Annotated in this window: 25 protein-coding genes; 11 read left to right on the plus strand and 14 right to left on the minus strand. The window is 53.6% G+C overall.

Annotated elements, in window-relative coordinates:
* Positions 1-30: 30 nt before the first annotated feature.
* Positions 31-1,227, minus strand: coding sequence for a bifunctional phosphopantothenoylcysteine decarboxylase/phosphopantothenate--cysteine ligase CoaBC (gene coaBC, locus ABWV47_RS05685; protein WP_353309318.1), 1,197 nt, complete (start codon positions 1,225-1,227; stop codon positions 31-33).
* A gap of 92 nt (positions 1,228-1,319) precedes the next feature.
* On the minus strand, positions 1,320-2,117 hold the full coding sequence (locus tag ABWV47_RS05690) for a ChaN family lipoprotein (RefSeq protein WP_353309320.1): 798 nt from the start codon (positions 2,115-2,117) through the stop codon (positions 1,320-1,322).
* A gap of 121 nt (positions 2,118-2,238) precedes the next feature.
* Between ABWV47_RS05690 and cobU the strand changes: the two genes are divergently transcribed.
* The 4 genes from cobU to ABWV47_RS05710 all read left to right on the plus strand — a co-directional run bounded on the left by cobU (position 2,239) and on the right by ABWV47_RS05710 (position 5,853).
* Complete coding sequence (cobU, locus tag ABWV47_RS05695) at positions 2,239-2,760, plus strand: bifunctional adenosylcobinamide kinase/adenosylcobinamide-phosphate guanylyltransferase (protein WP_353309323.1); 522 nt, start codon at positions 2,239-2,241, stop codon at positions 2,758-2,760.
* Positions 2,757-3,335, plus strand: coding sequence for a histidine phosphatase family protein (locus ABWV47_RS05700; RefSeq protein WP_353309325.1), 579 nt, complete (start codon positions 2,757-2,759; stop codon positions 3,333-3,335). The genes cobU and ABWV47_RS05700 overlap by 4 nt, the downstream gene beginning before the upstream one ends.
* A gap of 58 nt (positions 3,336-3,393) precedes the next feature.
* Positions 3,394-4,260, plus strand: coding sequence for a glutathione S-transferase (locus tag ABWV47_RS05705; protein ID WP_353309328.1), 867 nt, complete (start codon positions 3,394-3,396; stop codon positions 4,258-4,260).
* A gap of 78 nt (positions 4,261-4,338) precedes the next feature.
* Positions 4,339-5,853: a YifB family Mg chelatase-like AAA ATPase gene (locus ABWV47_RS05710; protein ID WP_353309330.1), complete on the plus strand. Its 1,515-nt coding sequence runs from the start codon at positions 4,339-4,341 to the stop codon at positions 5,851-5,853.
* A 575-nt stretch (positions 5,854-6,428) separates the two neighbouring features.
* Here ABWV47_RS05710 and ABWV47_RS05715 read toward each other — a convergent pair.
* From ABWV47_RS05715 to ABWV47_RS05725, 3 genes are read right to left on the minus strand one after another with little or no spacing between them, the layout of a single operon-like run.
* A complete protein-coding gene (locus ABWV47_RS05715; protein WP_353309332.1) occupies positions 6,429-7,106 on the minus strand; it encodes a GntR family transcriptional regulator in 678 nt (225 codons plus the stop codon).
* A 2-nt stretch (positions 7,107-7,108) separates the two neighbouring features.
* Positions 7,109-8,134: a Gfo/Idh/MocA family protein gene (locus tag ABWV47_RS05720; protein ID WP_353309335.1), complete on the minus strand. Its 1,026-nt coding sequence runs from the start codon at positions 8,132-8,134 to the stop codon at positions 7,109-7,111.
* Between the two features lies 1 nt (position 8,135).
* Entirely contained in the window at positions 8,136-9,233 is a 1,098-nt protein-coding gene (locus ABWV47_RS05725) for an isocitrate/isopropylmalate dehydrogenase family protein (protein WP_353309338.1), read from the minus strand.
* On the opposite strand from ABWV47_RS05725, the gene ABWV47_RS05730 reads away from it, so the two are divergent.
* The 7 genes from ABWV47_RS05730 (at position 9,227) to otnC (ending at position 15,685) form a co-directional block, all read left to right on the plus strand.
* Entirely contained in the window at positions 9,227-10,387 is a 1,161-nt protein-coding gene (locus ABWV47_RS05730; RefSeq protein WP_353309341.1) for a Bug family tripartite tricarboxylate transporter substrate binding protein, read from the plus strand. The two genes, ABWV47_RS05725 and ABWV47_RS05730, sit on opposite strands and share 7 nt — an antisense overlap.
* Positions 10,388-10,468: 81 nt before the next feature.
* The gene (locus tag ABWV47_RS05735) at positions 10,469-11,218 is read left to right on the plus strand and encodes a hypothetical protein (protein WP_353309344.1); all 750 of its coding nucleotides are present in this window, start codon (positions 10,469-10,471) and stop codon (positions 11,216-11,218) included.
* A 1-nt stretch (position 11,219) separates the two neighbouring features.
* Positions 11,220-12,731, plus strand: coding sequence for a tripartite tricarboxylate transporter permease (locus tag ABWV47_RS05740; protein ID WP_353309347.1), 1,512 nt, complete (start codon positions 11,220-11,222; stop codon positions 12,729-12,731).
* Positions 12,731-13,012: a putative quinol monooxygenase gene (locus ABWV47_RS05745; protein ID WP_353309350.1), complete on the plus strand. Its 282-nt coding sequence runs from the start codon at positions 12,731-12,733 to the stop codon at positions 13,010-13,012. The genes ABWV47_RS05740 and ABWV47_RS05745 overlap by 1 nt, the downstream gene beginning before the upstream one ends.
* Complete coding sequence (locus ABWV47_RS05750) at positions 13,009-13,818, plus strand: N-acyl homoserine lactonase family protein (protein WP_353309352.1); 810 nt, start codon at positions 13,009-13,011, stop codon at positions 13,816-13,818. Before ABWV47_RS05745 ends, ABWV47_RS05750 begins: the two co-directional genes overlap by 4 nt.
* Positions 13,815-15,044 carry a 3-oxo-tetronate kinase gene (otnK, locus tag ABWV47_RS05755; protein ID WP_353309355.1) on the plus strand — a complete coding sequence of 410 codons (1,230 nt, stop codon included), beginning with the start codon at positions 13,815-13,817 and terminating at the stop codon, positions 15,042-15,044. The genes ABWV47_RS05750 and otnK overlap by 4 nt, the downstream gene beginning before the upstream one ends.
* Positions 15,041-15,685 (plus strand): 3-oxo-tetronate 4-phosphate decarboxylase, encoded by a 645-nt coding sequence (gene otnC, locus ABWV47_RS05760; protein WP_353309358.1) that lies wholly within the window; start codon positions 15,041-15,043, stop codon positions 15,683-15,685. The genes otnK and otnC overlap by 4 nt, the downstream gene beginning before the upstream one ends.
* Positions 15,686-16,399: 714 nt before the next feature.
* On the opposite strand, the gene ABWV47_RS05765 is transcribed toward otnC, so the two are convergent.
* The 9 genes from ABWV47_RS05765 to hisD form a co-directional block, all read right to left on the minus strand.
* Complete coding sequence (locus ABWV47_RS05765; RefSeq protein ID WP_353309361.1) at positions 16,400-16,810, minus strand: lysophospholipid acyltransferase family protein; 411 nt, start codon at positions 16,808-16,810, stop codon at positions 16,400-16,402.
* A 222-nt stretch (positions 16,811-17,032) separates the two neighbouring features.
* A complete protein-coding gene (locus ABWV47_RS05770) occupies positions 17,033-17,443 on the minus strand; it encodes a universal stress protein (protein ID WP_353309363.1) in 411 nt (136 codons plus the stop codon).
* Between the two features lie 11 nt (positions 17,444-17,454).
* Positions 17,455-17,964 carry a hypothetical protein gene (locus ABWV47_RS05775; RefSeq protein WP_353309365.1) on the minus strand — a complete coding sequence of 170 codons (510 nt, stop codon included), beginning with the start codon at positions 17,962-17,964 and terminating at the stop codon, positions 17,455-17,457.
* Positions 17,952-18,389 carry a hypothetical protein gene (locus tag ABWV47_RS05780; RefSeq protein WP_353309368.1) on the minus strand — a complete coding sequence of 146 codons (438 nt, stop codon included), beginning with the start codon at positions 18,387-18,389 and terminating at the stop codon, positions 17,952-17,954. Before ABWV47_RS05780 ends, ABWV47_RS05775 begins: the two co-directional genes overlap by 13 nt.
* Positions 18,390-18,451: 62 nt before the next feature.
* Entirely contained in the window at positions 18,452-19,633 is a 1,182-nt protein-coding gene (locus ABWV47_RS05785) for a UxaA family hydrolase (RefSeq protein WP_353309371.1), read from the minus strand.
* Positions 19,634-19,646: 13 nt separating this feature from the next.
* On the minus strand, positions 19,647-19,952 hold the full coding sequence (locus ABWV47_RS05790) for a UxaA family hydrolase (protein WP_353309373.1): 306 nt from the start codon (positions 19,950-19,952) through the stop codon (positions 19,647-19,649).
* 17 nt (positions 19,953-19,969) lie between these two features.
* Positions 19,970-20,932 carry a zinc-dependent alcohol dehydrogenase gene (locus ABWV47_RS05795; protein ID WP_353309376.1) on the minus strand — a complete coding sequence of 321 codons (963 nt, stop codon included), beginning with the start codon at positions 20,930-20,932 and terminating at the stop codon, positions 19,970-19,972.
* On the minus strand, positions 20,929-21,666 hold the full coding sequence (locus ABWV47_RS05800; RefSeq protein ID WP_353309378.1) for an SDR family NAD(P)-dependent oxidoreductase: 738 nt from the start codon (positions 21,664-21,666) through the stop codon (positions 20,929-20,931). The genes ABWV47_RS05795 and ABWV47_RS05800 overlap by 4 nt, the downstream gene beginning before the upstream one ends.
* Positions 21,667-21,674: 8 nt before the next feature.
* Complete coding sequence (gene hisD, locus ABWV47_RS05805) at positions 21,675-22,982, minus strand: histidinol dehydrogenase (protein ID WP_353309381.1); 1,308 nt, start codon at positions 22,980-22,982, stop codon at positions 21,675-21,677.
* Between the last annotated feature and the right edge of the window lie 14 nt (positions 22,983-22,996).

Below are 22,996 nucleotides of genomic sequence, written 5' to 3' on the forward strand. Positions count from 1 at the left end.
ATCTCGCATCAGAGGCCACGCGACCTCGCGTCATGCCTCTAGTGTCTCGGCAACACGCAGCGCCAGTTTTTCGGCCACAGCCACTTTATCCATACGCGGCCAAGCTTCTGGCCCGACGTCAGAAATCAACGTCACGGCGTTCTCGCTCCCCCCCATAATCCCGGTTTCTGGCCGAACATCATTGGCGACAATCCAGTCACATCCCTTACGGATACGTTTGGACGTGGCGTTGTCGATCACATCGTCGGTTTCGGCGGCAAAACCAACCACCAAGCTGGGCCGTCCCTCACCCATCTGACTCACAGTCGCCAAGATGTCTGGATTCTCAGCGAATTCCAACGCGGGCACTCCGGCTTTGGTTTTCTTAATCTTGCTACCTGAAGCACTGCTAACCCGCCAATCAGCTACAGCCGCGCAGAAAATCGCGGCATCCGCAGGCAGACTCCCCTGTACGGCACGCAGCATCTCTTGAGCGGTTTCAACCTCGACCAAGTGCACGCCTTTCGGCCGTGCAGCGGCCGCCGGGCCGGTCACAAACACCACTTCTGCGCCCAGCTTAACCAACGCCTCAGCAATCGCGCTCCCTTGTGCCCCCGACGAGCGGTTGGCGATATAGCGTACTGGATCAATCGGCTCATGTGTCGGCCCGGACGTGACCAAGATCCGCCGTCCCAGCAGAGGCCCTTCAGACAGAGCCCCTTGAATTGCATGTACAATTTCCATCGGCTCGCTCATGCGACCGGGGCCAAACTCCCCGCATGCCATGTCGCCTTCATTGGGGCCCACAAAACAAATGCCATCCTGTTTCAACCGCGCAAAATTGCGCTGCGTCGCTGGATGTTCCCACATACGTACATTCATCGCAGGCGCCACCAACACCGGCGTGTCCGTCGCCAAAAGCAAAGCTGACGCAAGATCATTCGCCAAACCGTGCGCCATTTTTGCCATTAGATCAGCCGTGCCCGGCGCCACGACGATCAAATCTGCAGAGCGCGACAACTGGATATGGCCCATCTCAGCTTCGTCCGTCAGATCAAACAAATCTCGGTATACTTTTTCGCCAGCCAATGAGGACATCGACAAAGGCGTTACAAACTCTTCCGCCGCCCGTGTCAAAACCGGCGTCACCCATGCACCGCGTTCTCGCAACCGTCGGATCAGTTCAAGAGACTTAAAGGCTGCGATTCCACCGGCTACAATCAGAAGAATGCGTTTGTCCGTCAGCATTTAGCAGACCCCACTTGCGTTAAGTTGTCCAAAGTTATGCTGTGCAGGTCTCCGAAACAACCCGCGACCCGACATGACGATGTCCAAGGCGCCTATTTGAACGCAGCACAGGGGTCATCTCGATCAACCGCTTCGGTGGCCACATACAAATCAAAAGGCGTACCGGCCTCCGGCTCATCCTCAAATTGCCCAAACGAGAGTGATGTAATTTCCGCGGGCAACAGCGACGGCGCCCCCCAATCTGTGCGGGCATGGCCGTTGCCGGTGATCACGGCCACGGGGCCACCAGTCTCTCGCATTGCCTGCACCACCGCCTGCGCCAATCGCGCGTCACGAAGCCGCTGAGCGGTTACCATGCCGGGCAACATTTCTGCCGGCAAAGCATCGCAATGCGCTGCCATTTGCAACGCCTCTCGCGCGTCTTGCTCCGCCAAAGCCAATGGCAACGTCAGCCCATATTGCCCGGCCTCGCCATCCAATGTGCTTGTTAGGTCACCACTCATAATCGCCTCCCGCGCAACATCACGCGGCACCTGCGCACCATAGATTCGCATCCCTTCTGAGGTCGCAAAAATCGGATAATACATTGAAAAATCTGGCCAACCACTGTCGTTCCACGACAGTGCTGCTTCCAGCGCCTCCGCGTCATCCAAAAGCTCCGGCGTCACTTTTTCGGCCTGCTCCGGCAAGAGCATTTCAAACACCAAAGCGCTAGGACCGAGCACGACAACCGCACGCGCCTGGTTGTCGTGATGGTGAGGGTTGTCATGTACCTCTCCCAAAAACACCACATCCACGCCGCGTAGAACGTCGAAATCCAATCCCTGCGCCAAACCGGCGCTTGCGGGCATGAGGGCTGCACAAAGCAGCGAAAGAAACATCTTTTTCATAGCGCAACACTTACGCTCCTCCTGTGCGGATGCAACCCATTGGCGAGGCGATTTCATTCTCGCTTGCCCTGTCCGTCCAATTCCCGCAGTGTTCCCCGCAACACGTGCAAAGGGACATTACATGCTGCCAAAGCAGAGCCTTATTCTCGGGGGCGCCGCATCCGGAAAATCAGCCTTCGCCGAACAGCTTGTGATGGCCACCAATGCCCCGCGTATCTACATTGCCACCGCGCAAACTTTTGATGCCGAAATGGAAATCAAGGTTCAAAAGCATCTCAATCAACGCGGCCCCGACTGGCACACAATTGAAGCACCTATGAACACGGCAAACGTGCTGGTTGATCTCCCTGCAGACGCTGTGGTTCTTCTTGATTGCGCCACAATGTGGCTGACAAATCAAATACTTGCTGAATCAGAGCTTCCCGCGGCGCAGGAGGCCCTGCTAGAATCACTGGCTGCCTGCCCAGCACGTGTTGTCATTGTCTCAAACGAAGTGGGCCTTGACGTGGTGCCCGACAATGCTCTGGCGCGGCGGTTCCGCGATGCCCAAGGCGCGCTCAATCAAGTGCTCGCGGCACAGGCTAATCTCGCTGTGCTTGTGGTTGCAGGCCTGCCAATAGTGTTGAAGGGAGCGCTGCCATGACCGAGTTGCATTTGGTGCGCCATGGGCCAACCCACGCCAAAACCATGGTCGGCTGGTCCGATCTGCCTGCCGACCTCTCTGACACCGCCCAATTGGCGCGCTTGTCTAACCATCTGCCGGAAGACGGCATTGTCATCAGTTCCGATTTACAGCGCTGCATTGCGACAGCGGACGCCGTGCAGCAGCATCGCACGCGCTTGCCACACGATCCTGAATTGCGCGAAATTCACTTTGGTGACTGGGAACTCAAAAGCTTCGCTGAAATCGAAGCAGAAGACCCTGATCATATCCGCGCCTATTGGGAAACCCCGGGTGATGTACGCCCACCAAACGGAGAAAGCTGGAACGAGGTCTCCAAGCGCGTAGATCGTGCAATTGACCGCTTGATCACAACGCATCGCGGTGCCAAATTGATTGTGGTGGTGCATTTTGGTGTGATCCTTACACAGATCCAACGTGCCCAACAGTTGACTGCCGAAGAAGCCTTTGGCCACCGCATAGAAAACCTATCCGTTACTTCGATAAAAATCCACGACAGCAAATGGACAGTGAAAGCAATAAATCAAATATTGTGATGAATTTCATCAATTTGTTTCGTTTTGATGATGAATTTGCGCATGCTAGGCTGTTGCTATGACCTATGATTTGTACCTCGGCGATTACGCCTATTCCTCCTGGTCGCTGCGCGGCTGGCTTTTGTTTGAAAAATTCGGTATCGCCCGCGACACAACGCTGGTGGATTTCTCCGACCAATCGGTGGCCGAGCAACTCGCCAAGATCGCCCCTGCCCGCACGGTGCCCACTGTCGTCACGCCAGATGGCGCGATCCTGTCTGACAGCCTCGCAATTGCCGAAGAGCTGGCCAGCCGCCATCCCGATGCGGGTCTTTGGCCCCTTGCACCCGCGGCTCGCGCAACGGCTCGAAATTTGGCGGCAGAAATGCACTCCGGCTTTATGACATTGCGCAACGACTGCCCGATGAACCTGCGTCTTTCCTATTCAGATTGCAAACCGTCTGAGGCGCTGTTGAAAGACATTCAACGGCTTGAAACCATTTGGGAACATGCCCGCAACACCTACGGCAGTGCTGGCCCATGGCTCTGTGGCGACTACAGCGCCGCGGATGCCTTTTATGCGCCTGTCGCCGCACGTATCGCAGGCTACAATCTGCCTGTCGGAAAGATCGCCCAAGACTATGTAAATACCCATCTCTCCGATCCGGCGTTCCGCCGCTGGCGTGCAATGGGTATGGTGCATGGTGCCACCCTGCCATGGTACGCCAAAGACTATCCCACACGTGCTTGGCCCGGCCCCAAAGCACACACAGCCAAAGCCATCGACAGTGGCACAGCCGAAAATGCCGTGTGTCCCTACTCTGGCGTCTCAGTGACCCATCTGATGGAAATCGACGGTCGTACATTTGGTATGTGCAACGCTTTTTGCCGCGATAAGACTGTGGCTGACCCAGAAGCTTGGCCCGCATTTATGGCGTTGCTGTAAAGCTGTTAACCTTTCACTAACCAAGCCTCGTCTACCATAGTTAACAATTGTTAATCAGTTTGGTGGCGGGGTTTTGCCATGGTGACACGCGCCTATACGGTCGCTTTTGAAGGGGTGGAAGCCCATCAAGTCGAGGTACAATGCGCAGTGACGCCGGGGCTGCCAGCGTTTTCGATAGTCGGTTTGCCGGACAAAGCTGTGTCAGAAGCCCGAGATCGGGTGAGATCCGCACTGGCAACCATGGCGATAGCATTGCCCTCCAAACGTATCACCATCAACTTATCACCTGCAGACCTCCCCAAGGAAGGCAGCCACTTCGATTTGCCCATCGCAGTCGCGCTTCTGGCAGCTATTGGGATAATCCCAGAGGACGCCTCTGAAAGCACTGTAAGCTTAGGCGAACTCTCGCTAGATGGCTCGCTGGTTGGTGTCACCGGCGCACTCCCCGCCGCGATGAGTGCAGCCGAAACTGAGCGCAACTTGCTTTGCCCTGCCGCAAGCGGCCCAGAAGCAGCGTGGGTCGCAGCCACACAAGTCATTGGCGCTGCATCGCTGGCAGATGTGGTGCGGCACTACACCGGCCAGTCACCTCTTGCCCCCTCTGAACCAGGGGAGGTTCTCGCCCCTGTCAGCGCGCTAGATCTACGAGATGTCAAAGGCCAAGAACGAGCCAAACGTGCCTTGGAAATCGCCGCTGCAGGCCGGCATCATCTCTTTATGGTTGGCCCTCCTGGCTCTGGAAAATCCATGCTCGCCGCCCGCCTGCCTACAATTTTGCCTCCACTTACGCCCGCCGAGGCATTGGAAACCTCAATGATCCATTCTATCGCCGGGCTTCTGGATCAAGGTGGCATTTCACGCAGCCGTCCTTTTCGCGAGCCCCATCACACCGCATCGATGCCCGCCATTGTTGGCGGCGGTCGTCGTGCGAAACCGGGTGAAATTTCCCTCGCACACAATGGAGTGCTGTTTATGGATGAGTTGCCTGAATTTTCGCGCCCTGTGCTAGAGACGTTGCGCCAACCGATAGAAACCGGACAGGTCATGATCGCCCGGGCAAATGCTCACGTCACCTACCCTTGCAAATTCATGCTGATTGCAGCTGCAAACCCATGTCGCTGCGGGCATATGTTTGACGCGGCTCAGGCCTGTGCACGAGTGCCCGACTGCGGCAACGACTATCTTGGACGCCTCTCAGGCCCACTGCTGGATCGACTTGATCTACGTATCGAGGTTCCCCCAGTGGCCTATCAGGATCTGGACCTGCCGAACGATGGCGAAACGTCGTCAACTGTCGCAGCGCGTGTCGCCCAAGCTCGCCAACGCCAGCACGCACGCTTTGGCAAAGACGCTGACACGCGGGCAAACGCAGACATGCAAGGAGAACTGTTGCAAACATATGCTATGCCAGACGACGAGGGCCGTACTCTTCTGACGAAAGTCGCTGAACGATTTGGACTGTCCGCACGCGGATACCACAGAGTGCTGCGCGTGGCGCGAACCATCGCGGATTTGGAGGGCAGCGACATGGTACACCGTTCGCATCTGGCAGAAGCCGTTAGTTTTAGACTGTCTTCGCCTCACGAATTATAGAACTCTCGCTCCAAAGACAGACACGCCTATAAACGGCACGTACTTTGCGCTGGTATTGCTTCAATCCAACTCAGAAATCGACGAGCCCTTTTCTAAAATGTACAGGCTTGGTTGCACCTCATCTTTCTTGTTTTAGTGTCGACCACGCTTGCATGACCGATTTAGCTCGGGACCTTTTATTCTTGTACCGTAGTGCGTTTCCACTTTCTAATGTTGCGCATTCAGGGGCAAATTCACTACGCGAAAGGCCTCCCAAGATCGACGGATATCTACTTGATATTATTATGTAGTTCTGGTGAAAACGCAGTCAACCGCCTTAAACCAATTGTGCATTCGTAGACACCATGCGCCCCAATGCAACTTCAGGAACTTCCGGCGGAATGCGAATTTTTTCTACGGTGCGTACCAATGGTCGCTGAACAAACAAGCGAGTTCTTTGTCCATGCACTCAACAATAGAACCACGGGTTCTTTGATTGTCAAAATGCGCCGCCAAATTGTGTTCCTAAAGGGCGTCCAAAATCTGTCTTAGTCTAAAGGAAGGGCGAAGATCCCAAAACGCAAACACCGACAAGATCAGACATTCAAAAGACGATGCTTCTTTAATAGATCAACTATCATTTTCTTGGCGTTCTGGCGGTGCGCTCTATGAAGTGACACAGCGAGATTCGCATCGCCAGAGCGGATTGCCTCAAACACTTCGCGGTGGTCCTCGTTTGACTTGACGGGCATGGGACGCATAAAGAGCGTCACTTTTCTAGCGCGCCGCACTTGATCACTCATCATTTCAAAAATCGAAATCACCCGCGAGTTGCTGCTGAGATGAACAAGCTCACCATGAAACCGGTCATCCGCCTTGGCCCAGCTTTCCAAGTCGCTTGCATCAAGGGCGCGATCCATGTCATCGATGGCGGTCGCCAAAGGTGCAAGCTGGCTATCGTCAAGTGAAAGCTCTGCCGCACACCGCGCCGCGAGGCTTTCGAGTTCAGTAAGTACATCATAAATCTCAGCCATGTCTTCTGGTGAAATTGGAAGTATTCGAACCCCTTTGCGGGGGCGTAGCTCCAACAAACCCTGGCTTTCCAGCATCAGCGCAGCCTCGCGCACCGGAGTTCGAGAGACACCTAGTCGTACCGCCAACTCGCTTTCCAAGTGATCGGATCCCGGGGCCAATTCCCCTGCGAAGATCATATCACGAAGTGAATGAAAGGCGCGTTGCGTGTTTGAGGGGGGTTTGGTTTGGGCGGATTTCAATTCTATTCCAACTTGAGTTTCTGGCCAGTCTGTGAAGAGGCGTAAATGGCAGTTTCTATCTCTATAACTTTCAGATAACTCCGCGCCTCGTTTTCAATTGTTTGTTCGCCAAGAAGGCCAGAAATGACATGGGACTGCAAGTGGTGGACGCAATCGCCACCAAATCCAGGGCATGCATTTGGTTCTAATAGGCAAGATTCCTGTCTAGATCCAAATCGACGCAACCATAGGGATCCGTCACCTCGGAGGGACAGAGTTCCTTCTGAACCTTCCAGTAGTCCCTCTCCCATTGTGCATCGATGGTTATCTGCGCTGTGATCCAAAGTTCTGTTGCCATCAAATAGAGAGCGCACTCCTCCATGATGTTCACTTAATATGTACCCTGCATCTTCACCTGCAATCGCCGGGTTCACCTGTCTTAAGTCTGCGTAGACAGACACCGGGTCACCTAAAAGGTATCGAAATGTATCTACCCAATGAATCGCCGTTTCATGCACCAAAAATCGTTTCATTTCGCGAAAGTAGGGCTGGCGTGCCAGATAGGCATCTCGCCCCTGCCCATCGCCTGGTCGCAAACGAAACGTCAGTTGCTGCACATTACCGATTTCGCCGCGGTCCAAAACACGCTTCATCTCTCGATACCAAGGTTGGAACCGAAAGTTCTCATGTACGACAACTCTGGCACCTGCGGAATCCGCAAGCATCGCCATTTCACGAGCCTCTTCCAATGACTGGCAGAAGGGTTTTTGGCAGACTAGGGTTTTAACGCCACAATCAAGCGCCGTACGAATGCTCTCAGCGTGGACAACAGGAGGAAGAATGATATCCAATACGTCCGGCGATGTTTCGTTTAGCATTTTTTCGAGGTTGTCGTAGGCGGGCAAACCGGTCTCCCGAGCCTTTTCAATGTCTCGACTACAAGAGCCGACCAGAATAGCATCATCTATCCGCGCCCAGCTGCCATAGTGAAACTGACTGAAATATCCTGCGCCGATACAGGCAACCCTAATTGGTGAAGAGGCCGCCATTCTAGGCCTCCTCTAAGCTCATTAGAACCTCAACAGCCTCCGCAGCCGCTTGCGTGCTGGCAGTCCCCCCCAAGTCCCGCGTTATAGTGGCACCTTGGGCTACGACCTGTTCCACAGCCTCACGCAGCCTTTGGCCGTCAGCGCGCATTTCGGGACTTTCGTTCTCGAAACCAAGCCAATCAAGCATCATTGCGGCGGACAGAATCATAGCAAACGGGTTTGCTACCCCTTGCCCCGCTATGTCTGGCGCAGAACCATGACAAGGTTGGAAAACAGCGTGGTCCAACCCAATGTCGGCAGATGGTGCCAAACCAAGCCCACCCATCAATCCAGCGCCAAGGTCTGACAGAATGTCGCCAAACATGTTTTCAGTGACGAGAACGTCAAAGTCCCATGGCTTCTGCACCATCCAAAGTGCAGTTGCATCGACATATGCATGATCAGCAGTAAGCGTTGGGTGTTTTTTGGCCTCGGCATCGAAAATCTCTCGAAAAAAAGCAAAGGCACGAAACACATTAGCTTTGTCAACACAGGTCACACGCCCGGGCCCACGCCCAGCCAACTTGCGTTGATGCGCCAAATCAAATGTGAACTTAAATAATTTTTCCGAGATTGCGCGTGTAATCAGCAATGTCTCTCGCGCTTCATTTTCGGTCACTTCCCCGCAACCCTGAGTATGGAACAGCCCCTCAGTGCTTTCTCGAACGAGCACAAAATCGATTTCTTTTCCCTCAGGCATTTTCAGTGGCGTGTTCTGACCGGCACGAACGGTGACAGGGCGAACGCCGGCAAAAAGGGTAAGCGCTTTGCGCAATTCGATTTGGGGTGAAATTTCCGTCCCATCAGCATAGCGCACGTTTGGCAAGCCCATCGCGGATAAAAGAATCGCATCAGAGCGCCGAGCGATTTCGAGTGATGCGTGCGGGAGAGATTCGCCGGTTCGAGCATAGTGGTCCGCGCCAGCGGGAACATCTGTAAAGCCGAGGATGTAACTAGACGCACGCTCCGAGAGTTTACGCAGAATTTTTACTGTCGGCTCAGTGATTTCAGGGCCGATACCATCGCCTGAAAACACAGCAATCTCGATCGTTTTTGACATGGGCACGCGTTCCTTTCAGTAGCTTCTTTGACAGATTTTCCTGCCTCAAGCCATTTAAAAATTTGACAATGCATTCATTAATGCATACGCAAATATATGCAACAATAATCGCGATGAGTCTGGGAGGACACGAAATGAAACTCAATTTTGCAAAGCTTGCAGGTGTGGCAGCGCTGGCGACTGGAGCTGCTGGATTTTTTTCCGGTTCCGCGTTGGCGCAAGATTATCCATACCGTGACATTACAACTGCCGTGGTTTGGGGCGCCGGTGGCGGAACCGATACGATCAACCGCATGATCATGGCCGAAATGGAAAAGCACCTTCCGGTCTCAATCAATGTTACGAACAAAACTGGCGGTGTCGCTGGTTCTAACGGCATGGTGTACGTGATGAACCAGCCAGATGATGGCTACACGCTGGTTGGTTTGTCAGAATCCAATGTTACCGCAGCCGTTCAGGGTGGTTGGGACAAGAAATTTGATTTCTGGTATCCGTTCATTGTTGGCGGTTCACCTGATTTGATCTCAGTCCCAGCAAACAGCCCCTACAACTCTTTGACAGATCTCATTGACGCCGCAAAGGCAGCGCCAGGTACAATTCCCGCGGCCGCGTCAGGTGCGGGTTCTATTCATCACCTAAACTTGCTTGCGATTGAAAACGGAGCAGGAGCCCAATTCAAATTTGTCCCGTACAAAGGTTCCGCCCCCGGACAAGAAGCAGCCTTGGCTGGTGAAGTTGCGCTGGTTGTGACTTCGCTTGCAGAGCAGGCCGCATTGATTGAAGGAGGCAAGTTGAAACCTCTGGCCATGCTTACCGAGGATGAAGCCGAAATCGCTGGCGTTTCAGTACCCTCAGCATTTGATATCTACGAAGGCTTAGACAAGTACTTGCCGCTTAAGCAAGCCATTGGTTTTGCCGTTCATAACTCTACAAGCGACGACGTCAAAATCGCGCTTGGAACTGCGTTTGAAAAGGCTATTGCGGGCGACGCCGTGGCGGAGTGGGCAGCAGCGAACAAGTACGATGTCGGCGGTCAGCATGGATCTGACGCCAGCAAGATCTTTGAAACGCTCGAAGCCAACTTCGCCTACACGATGAAAGACCTTGGAGCGACGACGGTAGATCCAGCCTCTCTTGGGATCAAAAAACCCTAAGGCGATCTCGCACAAACTGCATGGGGCAAGATTTTCGCTTGCCCCTTCTTGGCTCTTGGGAGCACTACACCGGAGGCAACATTGAATTCTTCTGACGATATCGCAGTCTTGCGCGCACGAGACTTCTGGGGAGCGGTAACTCTTGGCACGCTGTCAATTTTCTTCCTTTGGCGCACTTCCTACATACCGTTATTCGGCGAAAACCGAGGCGGCGTGACCGGCGGCGACTGGTATAACTCGGCCGCGCTTGTGCCATTTGGCATCTTCACGGGTTTGCTTACCCTATCGTTGGTTTTGCTGGGCATTTCAGTCAAAAGCGGCGGTGCACGTTTAGCATTTTCTGCAGCAGGTTTGGGTTGGGACCAAGCTGAAGCGATCCGTTTCTCAACCCTTGGACTTATAATGTTCTTCTACATTGTGGGCCTTGTGCCTCGGGTAGATTTCATCCTGTGTTCGGGCCTTTTGATCACCGCGTTAATATTCGGCTTCCACGGTGGCCAACAGAAACGCATGGTTTTGTCTTCCGCCGCAGTTGCGACAGCGGGCGGATATGCATTGTTTGCCCATTTGCCGCGCAGCGAGTGGGCCTTGCATTTTGATGACTGGGTCACGTTGTTTACTTGGGCGGTTTTGGCTGTGGTGGCGGTGTCTCGAAGCCCAAGGGACAAAATTGCTCGGGCCACACCCATCTTGTCAGTCCTAGTGCCGCTTGTGTTGGTTCTCGCCATGGCTTTCGGCTTTCGCCAGAACGTCCCCAATCGCGGCGGATTGATATTCAAACAAATCGAATACCACTATTACGTCTCTCTAAAACCGTTGTGGAGCCGCTAAGATGGAGTTTGTTTTTTCTCAACTGGCGGGCTTTGGCAGCGCGTTTGTCGCGCTCGTCGCCGACCCGCTTACATATGCATATTTAATCGTATCAGTCTTCCTTGGCATCACGTTCGGGGCTCTTCCAGGGCTCACAGCGACCTTGGCCGTCACAATCTTGACTGGGTTTTTCGGCAACAAAATTCCATTGGACTATTCGCTGATTGCTCTGCTTGGGGCCTATGTCGGGGCAATTTACGGAGGATCCTACCCGTCGATTCTTCTCAACATTCCGGGGACTGCTGCAAGTGCTGCCACCGCAATGGACGGCCACCCACTGGCAAAAGCTGGTCGTGGGGGCGAAGCGTTGGGTTTGATCACCACAGCTAGTTTTATTGGCACACTTATCGGTACATTTGCCTTGTTGATATTTGTCTGGGTGCTTTTGCTAGTTTCTCAAAATATCGCCAGCCCGGAGAAGGCATTGCTGGCACTTTTCGGTATTTTGTTATCCGGTACGCTGATGAGTGAGGATCTGGTGATCAAAGGATGGATTTCCGGCCTAATTGGTCTGGCGATGGCAATGGTCGGCTTGGATCCGCTGCTGTCGGAACCGCGCTATACATTTGGCTGGCCTTATTTGCTTTCGGGCTTTCAGGTTGTCCCCGTGTTGATGGGCGCTTTTGCCGTGCCCCAGATCATGGAGGGGTTAAGACACGCCGAGATCGGCAAAATGGTTGCGTTGCAGGGCCGCATCCTGCCCAACATGAAAACCATCCGACATTACATGCCCACAATCGCTCGATCTGGCGTCATCGGCACTGGCGTAGGTGCGCTTCCCGGCGTGGGTGAGGACGTCGCTGGTTGGGTGTCCTACGGTGTCAGCAAATCCGTCTCCAAAGAAGCTGGCCAATTTGGTAAAGGCTCTATCGATGGTTTGCTATCCTCTGAGACAGCCAACAATGCCTGTATTGGCGGCGCACTGATACCACTGTTGGTTTTAGGTATACCAGGATCACCTCCGGCTGCGGCGCTAATGGGGGCGTTCAAGATCAACAACGTAATCCCTGGACCAACAATTGATCCGGCAATCATTCTGCGCGTCGTCGCAATTCTGGTGCTTGCGTCCCTGACGATGTTCATTCTTGGTCTGTTCACTGCGCGGATATTTGTGAAGATTTTGCGCATTCCGCAAACAGTCTTCTTACCAGTGGTTATGGTACTGACCGCAATCGGCTCCTTTAGCGTCGGCGGCGGAATAAATGATCTCTACCTGATGTTGGGTGTCGGATTTGTAGCCTACTTTATGAACCTGATGAAGTATCCCATAGCCCCGCTGGTCATCGGCGTCATCCTAGGCAGCTTGTTTGATGAAACGCTACGCAGATCCCTCTTTTTGTCGGACGGCAGCTTAGGTGTCTTTCTATCTCGCCCCGGCGCAGCTGTGTTACTTATGCTCAACATTACGCTGGTTGCTGCTCAGATACCGGCGTTACGCCGAAGGTTGTCGTTCAAATCGAGAAAGGAAGCCTGATGTATGCAGTCATCGTTACCTTCCGGATCAAGCCGGAACACTTAGACAGTTTTCTGCCCTTAATGCGGGACAACGCTGCAACGTCTCTTAAGGAAGAGCTTGGTTGCCGGACTTTTGACGTTTGGCAGGATTCTTCGGAGGTGTTTCTGTACGAAGTCTATGAAAGTGCCGAGGCGTTTCAGCGGCATCTTTCTTCAAGCCATTTCAAGGCATTTGACGCAACCGTGACAGATATGATTGCACACAAGGAAGTTCGGATTTTTGAAGAGGCTGTACAATGACTGCCCCCACAGGAACTTGGCGTGTTCACGCCATCAAATATGCCGATCGCAACGCCCGCACTCGCGCGGATAGCTTTATCTTTGATGACAACCATGATGCCCCGCACGCCATGGATTACTACATGTGGTTGTTGAGGGATGGCGATCGTGTGATCCTCGTGGACACTGGATATGACAGCGAAGAGGCCACATTGCGGGGCCGTCCAATTCGTTTGGATCCAAGGGAAGCCTTGGAGCCATTTGGGCTAAAACCCGACGAAATTAACCAAATCATCGTCACACACCTGCACTATGACCATGCTGGCGGACTGGCATTGTTTCCCAACGCACATCTGCATTTGCAAACCGCAGAGATGGCCTTTGCCACCGGCCCTTGCATGTGTCACGACACCATACGTGCGCCCTTTACGGCTGTTCATATCTGCGAAGCTGTTACACGCCTTTACCGGGGCAAACTGACCTTCCACGACGGCGACAGCCAAGTTGCCGACGGGGTGTCAGTGCACTGTATCGGTGGGCATTCTAGAGGATTGCAGGCAGTGCGCGTGCGAACACAAGTGGGCTGGATGGTCCTGGCGTCAGACGCCGCCCATTTTTATGAGAACTTTCAGGCCCGCAAACCGTTTCCGATAGTGGTCGACCTTCAGGACATGATGAACGGCTTTGGCAGACTACATTCTCTCGCCTCTCGGCCAGATCTGATCATTCCAGGTCACGATCCATTGGTGCGGGATATATTTCCGCAAGAGCTGGCCCGTCACATCTGTCGCCTAGACCTCGGGCCGAAAAGGGAACTTTCTAGATGAAACTTGGAGTAATTGCCGACGATTTCACCGGGGCGTCCGACATCGCCTTAACCCTTGCTGAGGCCGGTATGTCTGTCACACAGTTCATTGGTGTTCCAGAGGACAAAGCGGATGCTGAACTGGATGCAGGGGTTGTTGCACTCAAGTCGCGCACAGCACCTGTCGATGAAGCCGTGGCCGATAGTTTGGCTGCCTGCGAATGGCTCCTTGCCCAAGGAGCGGAGCAGATCGTATTGAAGGTCTGCTCCACCTTTGACAGCACTCCGGAAGGCAATATTGGACCGGTCCTAGAGGCCTTGGCCAAACGCACCGGTGCAAAGCACATTGTAACGTCACCTGCGTTTCCAGAAAACGGGCGAAGCGTGTATCAAGGTCACCTGTTTGTTCAAGATGTGTTGCTCAACGAGTGCGGCATGCAAGATCACCCTTTGACCCCCATGCGAGATCCCGATCTGCGCCGCGTGCTGAGTGCACAGAGCAGCTGGGAAATCGGCCACGTACCTACTCAAATTGTAACACAAGGTGCTCAGCATATCCGTGCTGCTCTTCCCCCTGGCCCCGCTATGGTGATTGTGGATGCTATTCATGATGCCGACTTGATAGAAATCGGAAAGGCAGTAAAGGGACAGCCCCTGATATGTGGTGGCTCTGGTATCGCGCTGGGCCTCCCGGCCAACTTCGACGTCGTGCCAACGACCTCGAAGTGGCCGTCTTTCCAAGGGCCCGGGGTGATACTCTCTGGCTCCTGTTCGCGCGCAACCCGCGCTCAAGTGTCGTTCTATCAGCGTAACAATCCTGCTTTTGAAGTCAGTGCTGAAGCGGTTGTCTCTGGAGAAATAACTGCGCAGCACCTTACCGAATGGGTACTTGACCAAGTCAAGGTTCCTTTGGTGTTCTCTTCAGCAGATCCCGAAGAAATTCGGGCAGCACAGCATAAGTTTGGGCCTGAAAAGGCGGCACAGGCGATTGAAACACTGTTCTCAGAGTTGGCTGCGCTATTGAGCGAACGTGGCGTAACTAGAATGATTGTGGCTGGGGGCGAAACTTCAGGCGCGGTTGTGAACGGGCTGAACGCACGAGCACTGAGTATTGGTCCGCGCATTGCGCCCGGCGTGCCAGCTGTACGGATGGTAGACAAGCCGCTTGCGCTTGCTCTTAAATCAGGCAACTTCGGAACAGAAGATTTCTTTGTCACAGCTCTTTCTATGATGGAGCGTACCGCATGACCGAAGAAACCAAAGCCCGTGAAGACATTTGTCAAATCGCCAAATCGATGTTTGAACGGGGCCTGACCTGCGGCGCTTCCGGCAATATTTCTTTGCGCTTGAGTGATGGTAGGTATCTTGTAACGCCCACAGGCAGTTCAATGGGATTTCTCGACCCATCTCAAATCAGCCTAATGGACGCGAACTTTCGGCATCTCGGCGGTGACAAGCCAACTAAGGAAATCCCGCTACACTCTGCCTTCTATGACACCCGCAGCGGTACAGGCGCGGTGGTGCACTTGCATTCTAGCCATTCCGTGGCCTTGTCCATGTTACCAGACACTGACCCTGACAACGTGTTGCCGCCGCTCACGCCCTATGGCCTGATGCGGTTGGGCAAGGTCAAACTTTTGCCTTTTTTCCTACCCGGTGATGCCGGTATGGGGGAGGCCGTCCGAGGCTTGGCGGGCAAACGATCAGCGGTTCTCTTGGCAAATCACGGACCGGTTGTGGCAGCCAAGGACCTGTGGGCAGCCACATTTGCCATGGAAGAACTCGAAGAAACGGCGAAGCTGGCTTTGCTCACTCGCGGAATGCAACCTCGCCAATTGACCAACGCAGAGGTACAGGCGGTCATTGAACGATTTGATATTGATTGGTGATGCAAAGCTTGATCATTTCGTCCTCTCTCTACGGGGTGATGCACAAACTGTGACCGAAACGATCGCACGCCCTAAAACGGGTGCTAAGTCATTCTCTTTCTTTAGCTATTCCCCCTAGCAAGATGTCAGAGATCGCGTCCAAATGCCTCCCTTCAATGTGCAGTCTGCATCGATCTCCTACTTTCAGGTGTCAACCGTTCTCAGTGAAATGCTCCCCCGGATGCCTCATTGAGCTGAAAGCGGCTCATCCGACCGCGGCAGTTGAAGACTGGGCGGACCATTGCAGCGATAGGGTCGCAATTGTGTCCCACGACTGCCTCAACCAAGTTGCCGCTGTAGTCTAACATCACTTCCGGCCGGAAAACGGGCCACTCTTAGAGCCACTTTCTTGCAATGAAACATTTTTATGTACCTCGCTCAGTCAAACTATCTTGTGCGCCTAATTGAAGCGCAACCGTTCGAAGCAAGTGTACCAACCCCATCGGATCGTCAGCCCACCGCTCGATAACTGCCGGATCGATTTGATGACCGACGTAGGGGCGTTGCGGCTTGTTGAGTGCGTGTTTCACTTCGTAAAGCAACAAACCTTGCCGCAGTGGCTGAGAGGTGCAGCTCGCTATCTGATAAGCTCGACTGTTTTATCCCGGAAAGGCAGCACCGTGACGTTGGACAGATGGATCATCTTGGCCATAAATGCACTCCATGGCTTCTCTATCACCGGGCCGAACCATCTGTCTGATGAAGACACCATGCCCGAAGGAAACAGTGCGATAACCCCACCATTTTCACGTGCGTCATGTCGCACCTACGCATTTTCAAACTCTTTTCCAACGCGGCAGGCTCCTGCGAGAAAGGAACAGGGATCATGAATTCGTCAATCTCGCCGACACCTGTTAACAGCGAGTATGTGAGAGTTTTGTAGTCTGTACGAACCCGGCCGATGAGTCCCGCCAAAACCATGCCATGTGGGTGATTTGCTGTTACGACAACCGGGCCAGATTTTGGGATACGATCTATTTCCTTTTCAGGGGGTTCGATATCAATCCCGATAACATTCAGGGCTTTTGCCCAAAACCTCTGCACGTGAGGAACCCCCAATTTTTCAAAACGCCGGATCTTACGCAACTAGCTCGAGCTGGCCCTTGCAAGTTCTATCCCTAGAATGGCACGCTGCCGCACAGGATTTGTGAATGTACCGGAGTAAGACAGCCGGCGTCCGTCATAGGGTTGATCCGACAGCGACGCCACATCCCCTTGTCCACTCCTCTCTGCAAATCTCTCGTTACGGGAGTTGCGCGCTGATTTCCGTACCTTTGCCATCCTTACGAGCCCATCTGATCAGTCTTACTAGCTACGTTGAACCAACACAGAACACACAGCTCGTCGGGAAACCCGGGCTGCGGTCGACCCGAGAAAGTAATCTTTTGCGGAGGGATGGTGCGCGCCGACAATAATCAAATCCGCACCAATCTCGCGAGCGACTTCGGTGATGCGTATACCAGGTTTTCCTGTAGTAATTTCGCAATTAACACTGCCGTCGTCTCCGGCAAGCGATTTCAATGTACCCATCATTTTGTCAGTCAGATGGTTTTCGGATTTCACAGTTACAAACTCCGCGGTAAAACCCGGAATCTGTTCAAGTACAGTGAGAAGCGTAATTTTTCCACCAGGTGTGAGAACCTTCCGCGCGGTCGCGATTTTTTCTTTGACCAACTTTTCATGGTCGATCGCGACGGGGATCAAAATAGACTTGTACATGGGAGGTCTCCTTAGAAGGTTGAGGTCTTATCAATGGGAAGAACAAAAGCGCTATCGCAACGAGCACAGTGACCCGAAGCCACTGTGTCTACGTCTGCTGGTGAAAGGGACAACCCGGCACCACCAACTTGGTTCTCGTCAAAATCTGCGGTCCTCAAATAGATGCCAGCCAATTGATTGCTAAAGCCCCTAACCAAGCTCAAGCTCGCGTGGGTTGTAGTGGCTACCGTCCACGACAGCATGCCACCAACGACGGCGAAAAAAACAGGCGCTCCGGATTTGGAAAATTGTGACGCGATCGCGGCAACAGCTATGGCCGCCGGTGCCCAGCAGATGACTACAGAACCAACTGCAAGGAATTCAAAGCGGAATGGTAGCCGGAAAACGCGGTCCAATGTCGGCATCATGTCAAAACTTCCGCGAAGACGCGGCAACGCAATGATCCAGGCAACCACAATGCCTGATACCAGGCGTTGGAACATGGCGAGCTGCTTTGATATATCCATGGTCACGCTCCACACTCAGCCAAAAGTGTCTCAGGAGGCTGGAAGCCTCCGAAAAAGTGAAGCTGTTTGCAAAAGTATATCGGAACATTCAAATTGTCGTTTTTTGCAAGCCCGATAGCCTTACGACGACATTCGGCGAACAGACCCGCTGCCCCCAACGTTGTCTCGTAGGACAATTCGGGAACAGCCTTTACATGGAGCGCTGAGAGTGTCCGGCGCTCAAGTACTGGTTTGGCATCCTTATCGATCTTGACGCTGTATTTTTGTGCTACTTGGTATGAGACCGGGTTGAACCAATCAACAAATTGTCGCTCGCGCTCCGCGATGGCAAGCGCACTTAAGATACATGAGTTCACCAAGTCAGAGGCGCCAATCTCTCTAAAAACCGCTGTTAAAAGTGCTGTGGTCGCTGAGAGAAAAGGCCGAACCATGTCAATCATATATACCTCAGTTCAGGACAAGGACGGCCCATATAGAAAGAAGCGGGCCGCCCAAAATGTTTCTAGGCGCTGCGGTACAGCTTGGTCATCGAGAACTCCCGATGCCCCAGAGCTTCCGCAGCAGTATTCCGGCCATTGGCAGTCCGGCGGATCATCTCAATCAGCTCGTCGCCTGCCTCGTCGATTGTTTGATCCCGACGAAGAATGCCAGAAACATCCACGTCGACATGCTCACCCATTGTACGCACGGTGCGCGGGTTTGCGGTAATCTTGATCACGGGAACAATCGGGTTACCAACAACGTTGCCTTGTCCAGTTGGAAAAGTGTGTATAACAGCTCCGCCAGCAGCCATCAGAGTGACACATTCCGCGGCTGCAGACGAGCTGTCCATGAAATACAGGCCTTCTCCAGAATTTGGCTGTTCAGCAGGTTCAAGAATATCGATGTATTGTGATGTACGGCCGATTTTCTCAAGGTTGCCAAGAGCCTTCTCTTCAATAGTGGTCAAACCGCCGAGGATATTGCCTTTGGTTGGCTGACTATCACTAAGATCATCTGTCTGGTGCGCAAAGATGACGTCATCTTGGTAGGCCTTCCACATCTTAAGCCAGCGCTCTCCGACTTCCTCGTTGATCGCACGCTTCTGACAGATGTGCTCCGCGCCAGTGATCTCTGAGGTTTCTCCAAAGAAACCCGTAATCCCCTCAGGAAGCAGCTTATCGTACATGTTGCCAACTGTCGGACATGAACCGAGACCAGTGGTTGTGTCGCTCTCCCCACATTTCGTGGAAACCCAAAGTTCCGAGATTGAACACTCTTCACGCTGAATTTCAGTAGCCTTATGTACAAAGTCTTTGGCGGCCCATGACGCGGCCCGAATGGTTTCGAAGTCACCCTTCTGTTCAATGGAAAATTCTGCAACCTCCTTGCCTGTGATCCGGATACCGTCCGCAATGCGTTTGGTCCACTCTGGTTCAATTCCGATCACGACAACCGAATGTACATTAGGGTTGGTCCCCGTCCCAATAATCGTGCGGAAATGTGTTTCCAGATCCTCGCCAAACTGTAAACGACCATAGGCATGTGGGAGAGCCATGGTGCCTTTAACATTATTCGCCACAGCCTCGCACGCTGCGTTCGAAATGTCATCGACCGGCAAAATGATCACGTGATTACGTACCCCCACGCGGCCATTTTCACGTCTATAGCCCTGGAAGGTGATGTTGGAATATTTCGATGCCATGATGTGAGGCTCCTTACCAGCGTTTGGTTTTGCAATTGTGGGTGTGGACGTGGGCACCTTTAGGAATGTCAGCGACAATTTTGCCTATGTCCTCGCCGTATTTGATGGCCGTTCCGCCATCTTTAAGGTCCACGAGTGCGATTTTGTGACCGATCGGGACATCAGAACCTGCTATCAGACGGAAAGTGGAATTATCTTGGGTGACACAGCAGAGCATGTCGGTACCTGCGGTCAGTCCTTCAACCACTACAACGCCGACATTGTCAGCCTCCTCGTGCACCAACAGGTGCGGTATCTCATTCGGTGCTGGGTTTGACATTTGGTTCTCCGATTTCGTCATGGTTTAAGAATGATTTTGGGGGCGTGCGTTTTGCCTGAACGAAGCTCAGCGAAAGCGGCAAACCCAGCAGAAAGCTCCCGCGTTTCAAACCAATCGAGAGCTCCGAGACGACCTTCAAACATCGCCCGACAGGCGTCGCGAAAGTCTTGGGCTGTATATGTGTAGGTGCCAATAAGAGTTATTTCCTGAAGCGTGATACGCCGAATATCCAGTCCTCCCTCGGCGCTACCAAGACCGATGTGAAGGATCACACCACCAGGGCACACAAGTTCACATGCAGTTGCCCTTGTGGATGCAAACCCAACGGCATCAATGACCAAGGGAACACTTTGTTCCGGCTTCTCGACAACATCGATGCCACAGGTATCACACAGATAAGCAGCGCGGGCTGCGTTGGGTTCGGATAAAGTGACACCCTCAGCCCCCATCGCCTTAAGCGAGAGCGCAGCGGCCACACCTATAGCCCCCCCCCCAATGACATGCGCACACCGAATATCTGTTGGATGTAAGGCAGCAAGACCCAACCTCACTGCGTGCCAACTGACAGCGATCGGCTCTGCCAATGCGGCCTGCTCAAGCGTGATATGGTCCGGAATTTCAACCAAATTGCTCTCGGGAACAGCAACCTGTTCGGCAAAAGCGCCTTCACGGGGGGGCATGGAAATGATTTGCCTTGACGGACAGAGGTTTTCCCGACCGGAGCGGCTTGCAGCGCTTTTGGGATCGGTCACAAGCGGGTTGATTGTCACCCGCCGCCCGTCAGACGTCACTCCAGCGCCTTCGTGACCAAGGATCAAAGGTGCAGGACGTCTGTCATCGTGCCCCAAGAAGGCATGCATGTCGGACCCACAAACCCCGACGCTATCGATTCTCACGAGAGTTTCGCCCTTTTCCGCCACCGGATCAGCGACCGAGCGATATTCGAGTGTCTCAACGCCTGTATATACAAGTGCTTTCATTTTGCTGTGAACCCTCCATCGACCATAAGCACTTGTCCGGTCACGTAGGCGCACGCATCAGAGCAAAAGAACATCAAAGGACCATCTATGTCTTCTGGTTCGCCGTTTCTCCCCACACAGGTTTGCGCCGCATTACGTGCAGCACGTTCAGGATCGTCAAAAACTGCTGCGGTCAGCTCTGTCCGGAAGAAGCCTGGACCGATGGCATTTACGCAGACTCCGCTGGAAGACCAGGCTTCAGCCATTGCTCGTGTGAGCTGCACCAAGCCCCCCTTGGAAGCTCCATAGCTAAGACCACCCGGAAAAGCGCGGCTCGACTGGAGCGACGCAAAATTAACTATCCGCCCCCATCCTTTGGCCTTCATGCTTGGCACGAGGTGTTGGGACAGAAAAAATGGGACCGCCAGGTTGAGTTCGAGGGTGATGTCCCATCCTTCAGGCGTCAACTCATCCGCAGGCTCGCGGGTGTTGATCCCAGCCGCGTGCACCAAGATATCCGGCGGACCGAATGGATCTGATGCCGCTTTGGCCAAGGCGCCCAACTCGTTGCGATCGGATAGATCCCAAGGCAGGGCATGAATCTGTGCATTTTCTTCCAAAGCGGCTGCACGGCGCGCCACACCGACAACATTAACACCAGCTTGGGCAAGGACCTCGGCTGCGCGGCGCCCGAGGCCCGAACTGGCTCCGGTTACAAGCGCTACATGTCCTTTGAGATTAGTATGTTGCGTCACGGCTTAGATCAATCTTCTGCAGTCAAATCAAAGTTTTCACCCGGGAAGAACTTGGCAAGCCGAATGTCGGCAGTCCGCGCATGTGCTTCCATACCTTCGAGGCGAGAAATCCGTGCGGTTGCTTGTGCAATGGGTTTCATTGCGTCAGCGGTCGAGCGCTGCCATGTCACGATCTTCATGTATTTGTGGACGCTCAAACCGCCCGTATAAGTTGCCGCTCTGCTTGTGGGCAGCACGTGATTTGTGCCCGACGCTTTGTCACCAAAGGCCACAGTTGTCTCTTCCCCAAGAAAGAGCGATCCATAGCACGTGAGCCGATCCAGCCACCAATCAAGATCCTCGGCCATGACCGTCAAATGCTCCGGAGCGTAGTCGTCAGATGTCGCCGCCATCTCAACTCGGTCACTACAAAGGATAACCTCGGCGTAGTCTCGCCAAGCGGCGGCCGCATTTTCACGGTTCACTTCTGGCAGGTCCACAATAAGAACCGGCACCAATCGCATAACTTCTTCGGCTAAAGCGCGATTGTCTGTCACTAGCCAAACCGGAGAATTGTAGCCGTGTTCAGCTTGTCCAACGAGATCAGTTGCAACCACCATCGGATCTGCGGAAGCGTCCGCAAGGATAAGGCTGTCGGTCGGACCAGCTATCATATCGATGCCGACACGTCCAAACAGGATGCGCTTGGCCTCGGCCACAAACTGATTTCCCGGGCCAACAAGTATGTTGGCTTTGGGAAGTCCAAATAGTCCGAATGTCATTGCGGCGACTCCCTGCACCCCCCCCATGGCCATAATTTTATCTGCGCCACAGATATGCGCAGCATAGACAATGGCCGGAGCAACACCGACGCCAGGACGGGGTGGTGAGCACGCTACGATGTGTTTACATCCGGCGACCTTTGCTGTGGTTACGGTCATGATTGCACTTGCAATGTGGCTGTAGCGTCCCCCCGGGACATAGCAACCAGCGGCGTCAACCGGGATCATCTTTTGACCCGCGGTCATCCCCGGCACAACTTCTACCGCGATGTCCGTCATTGACGCCTTTTGAGCCTCGGCAAAGCGTTTGACATTGCCGTGGCTGAACTCGATGTCACGCTTTAGCTTTTCTGGCACGGCGGCAATGGCCGCTTGAATTTCAGCATCGCTGAGCAACACGCTGCCTTCATATTTGTCAAACTTGGTAGCATACTCCAGCGCCTTTGCATCACCCCCCACTTCGATGTCGTTCAATATTCCCTGAACGATATCACTGACGTCCGACGCACCGCTTCGTGCGGTCAGCGTGGCATTCTTTAGGTATTCACGAGTCATATTGCATGTCCTTT

The organism is Shimia sp. NS0008-38b (genome assembly GCF_040370365.1).
Taxonomy (GTDB): Bacteria; Pseudomonadota; Alphaproteobacteria; order Rhodobacterales; family Rhodobacteraceae; genus Shimia.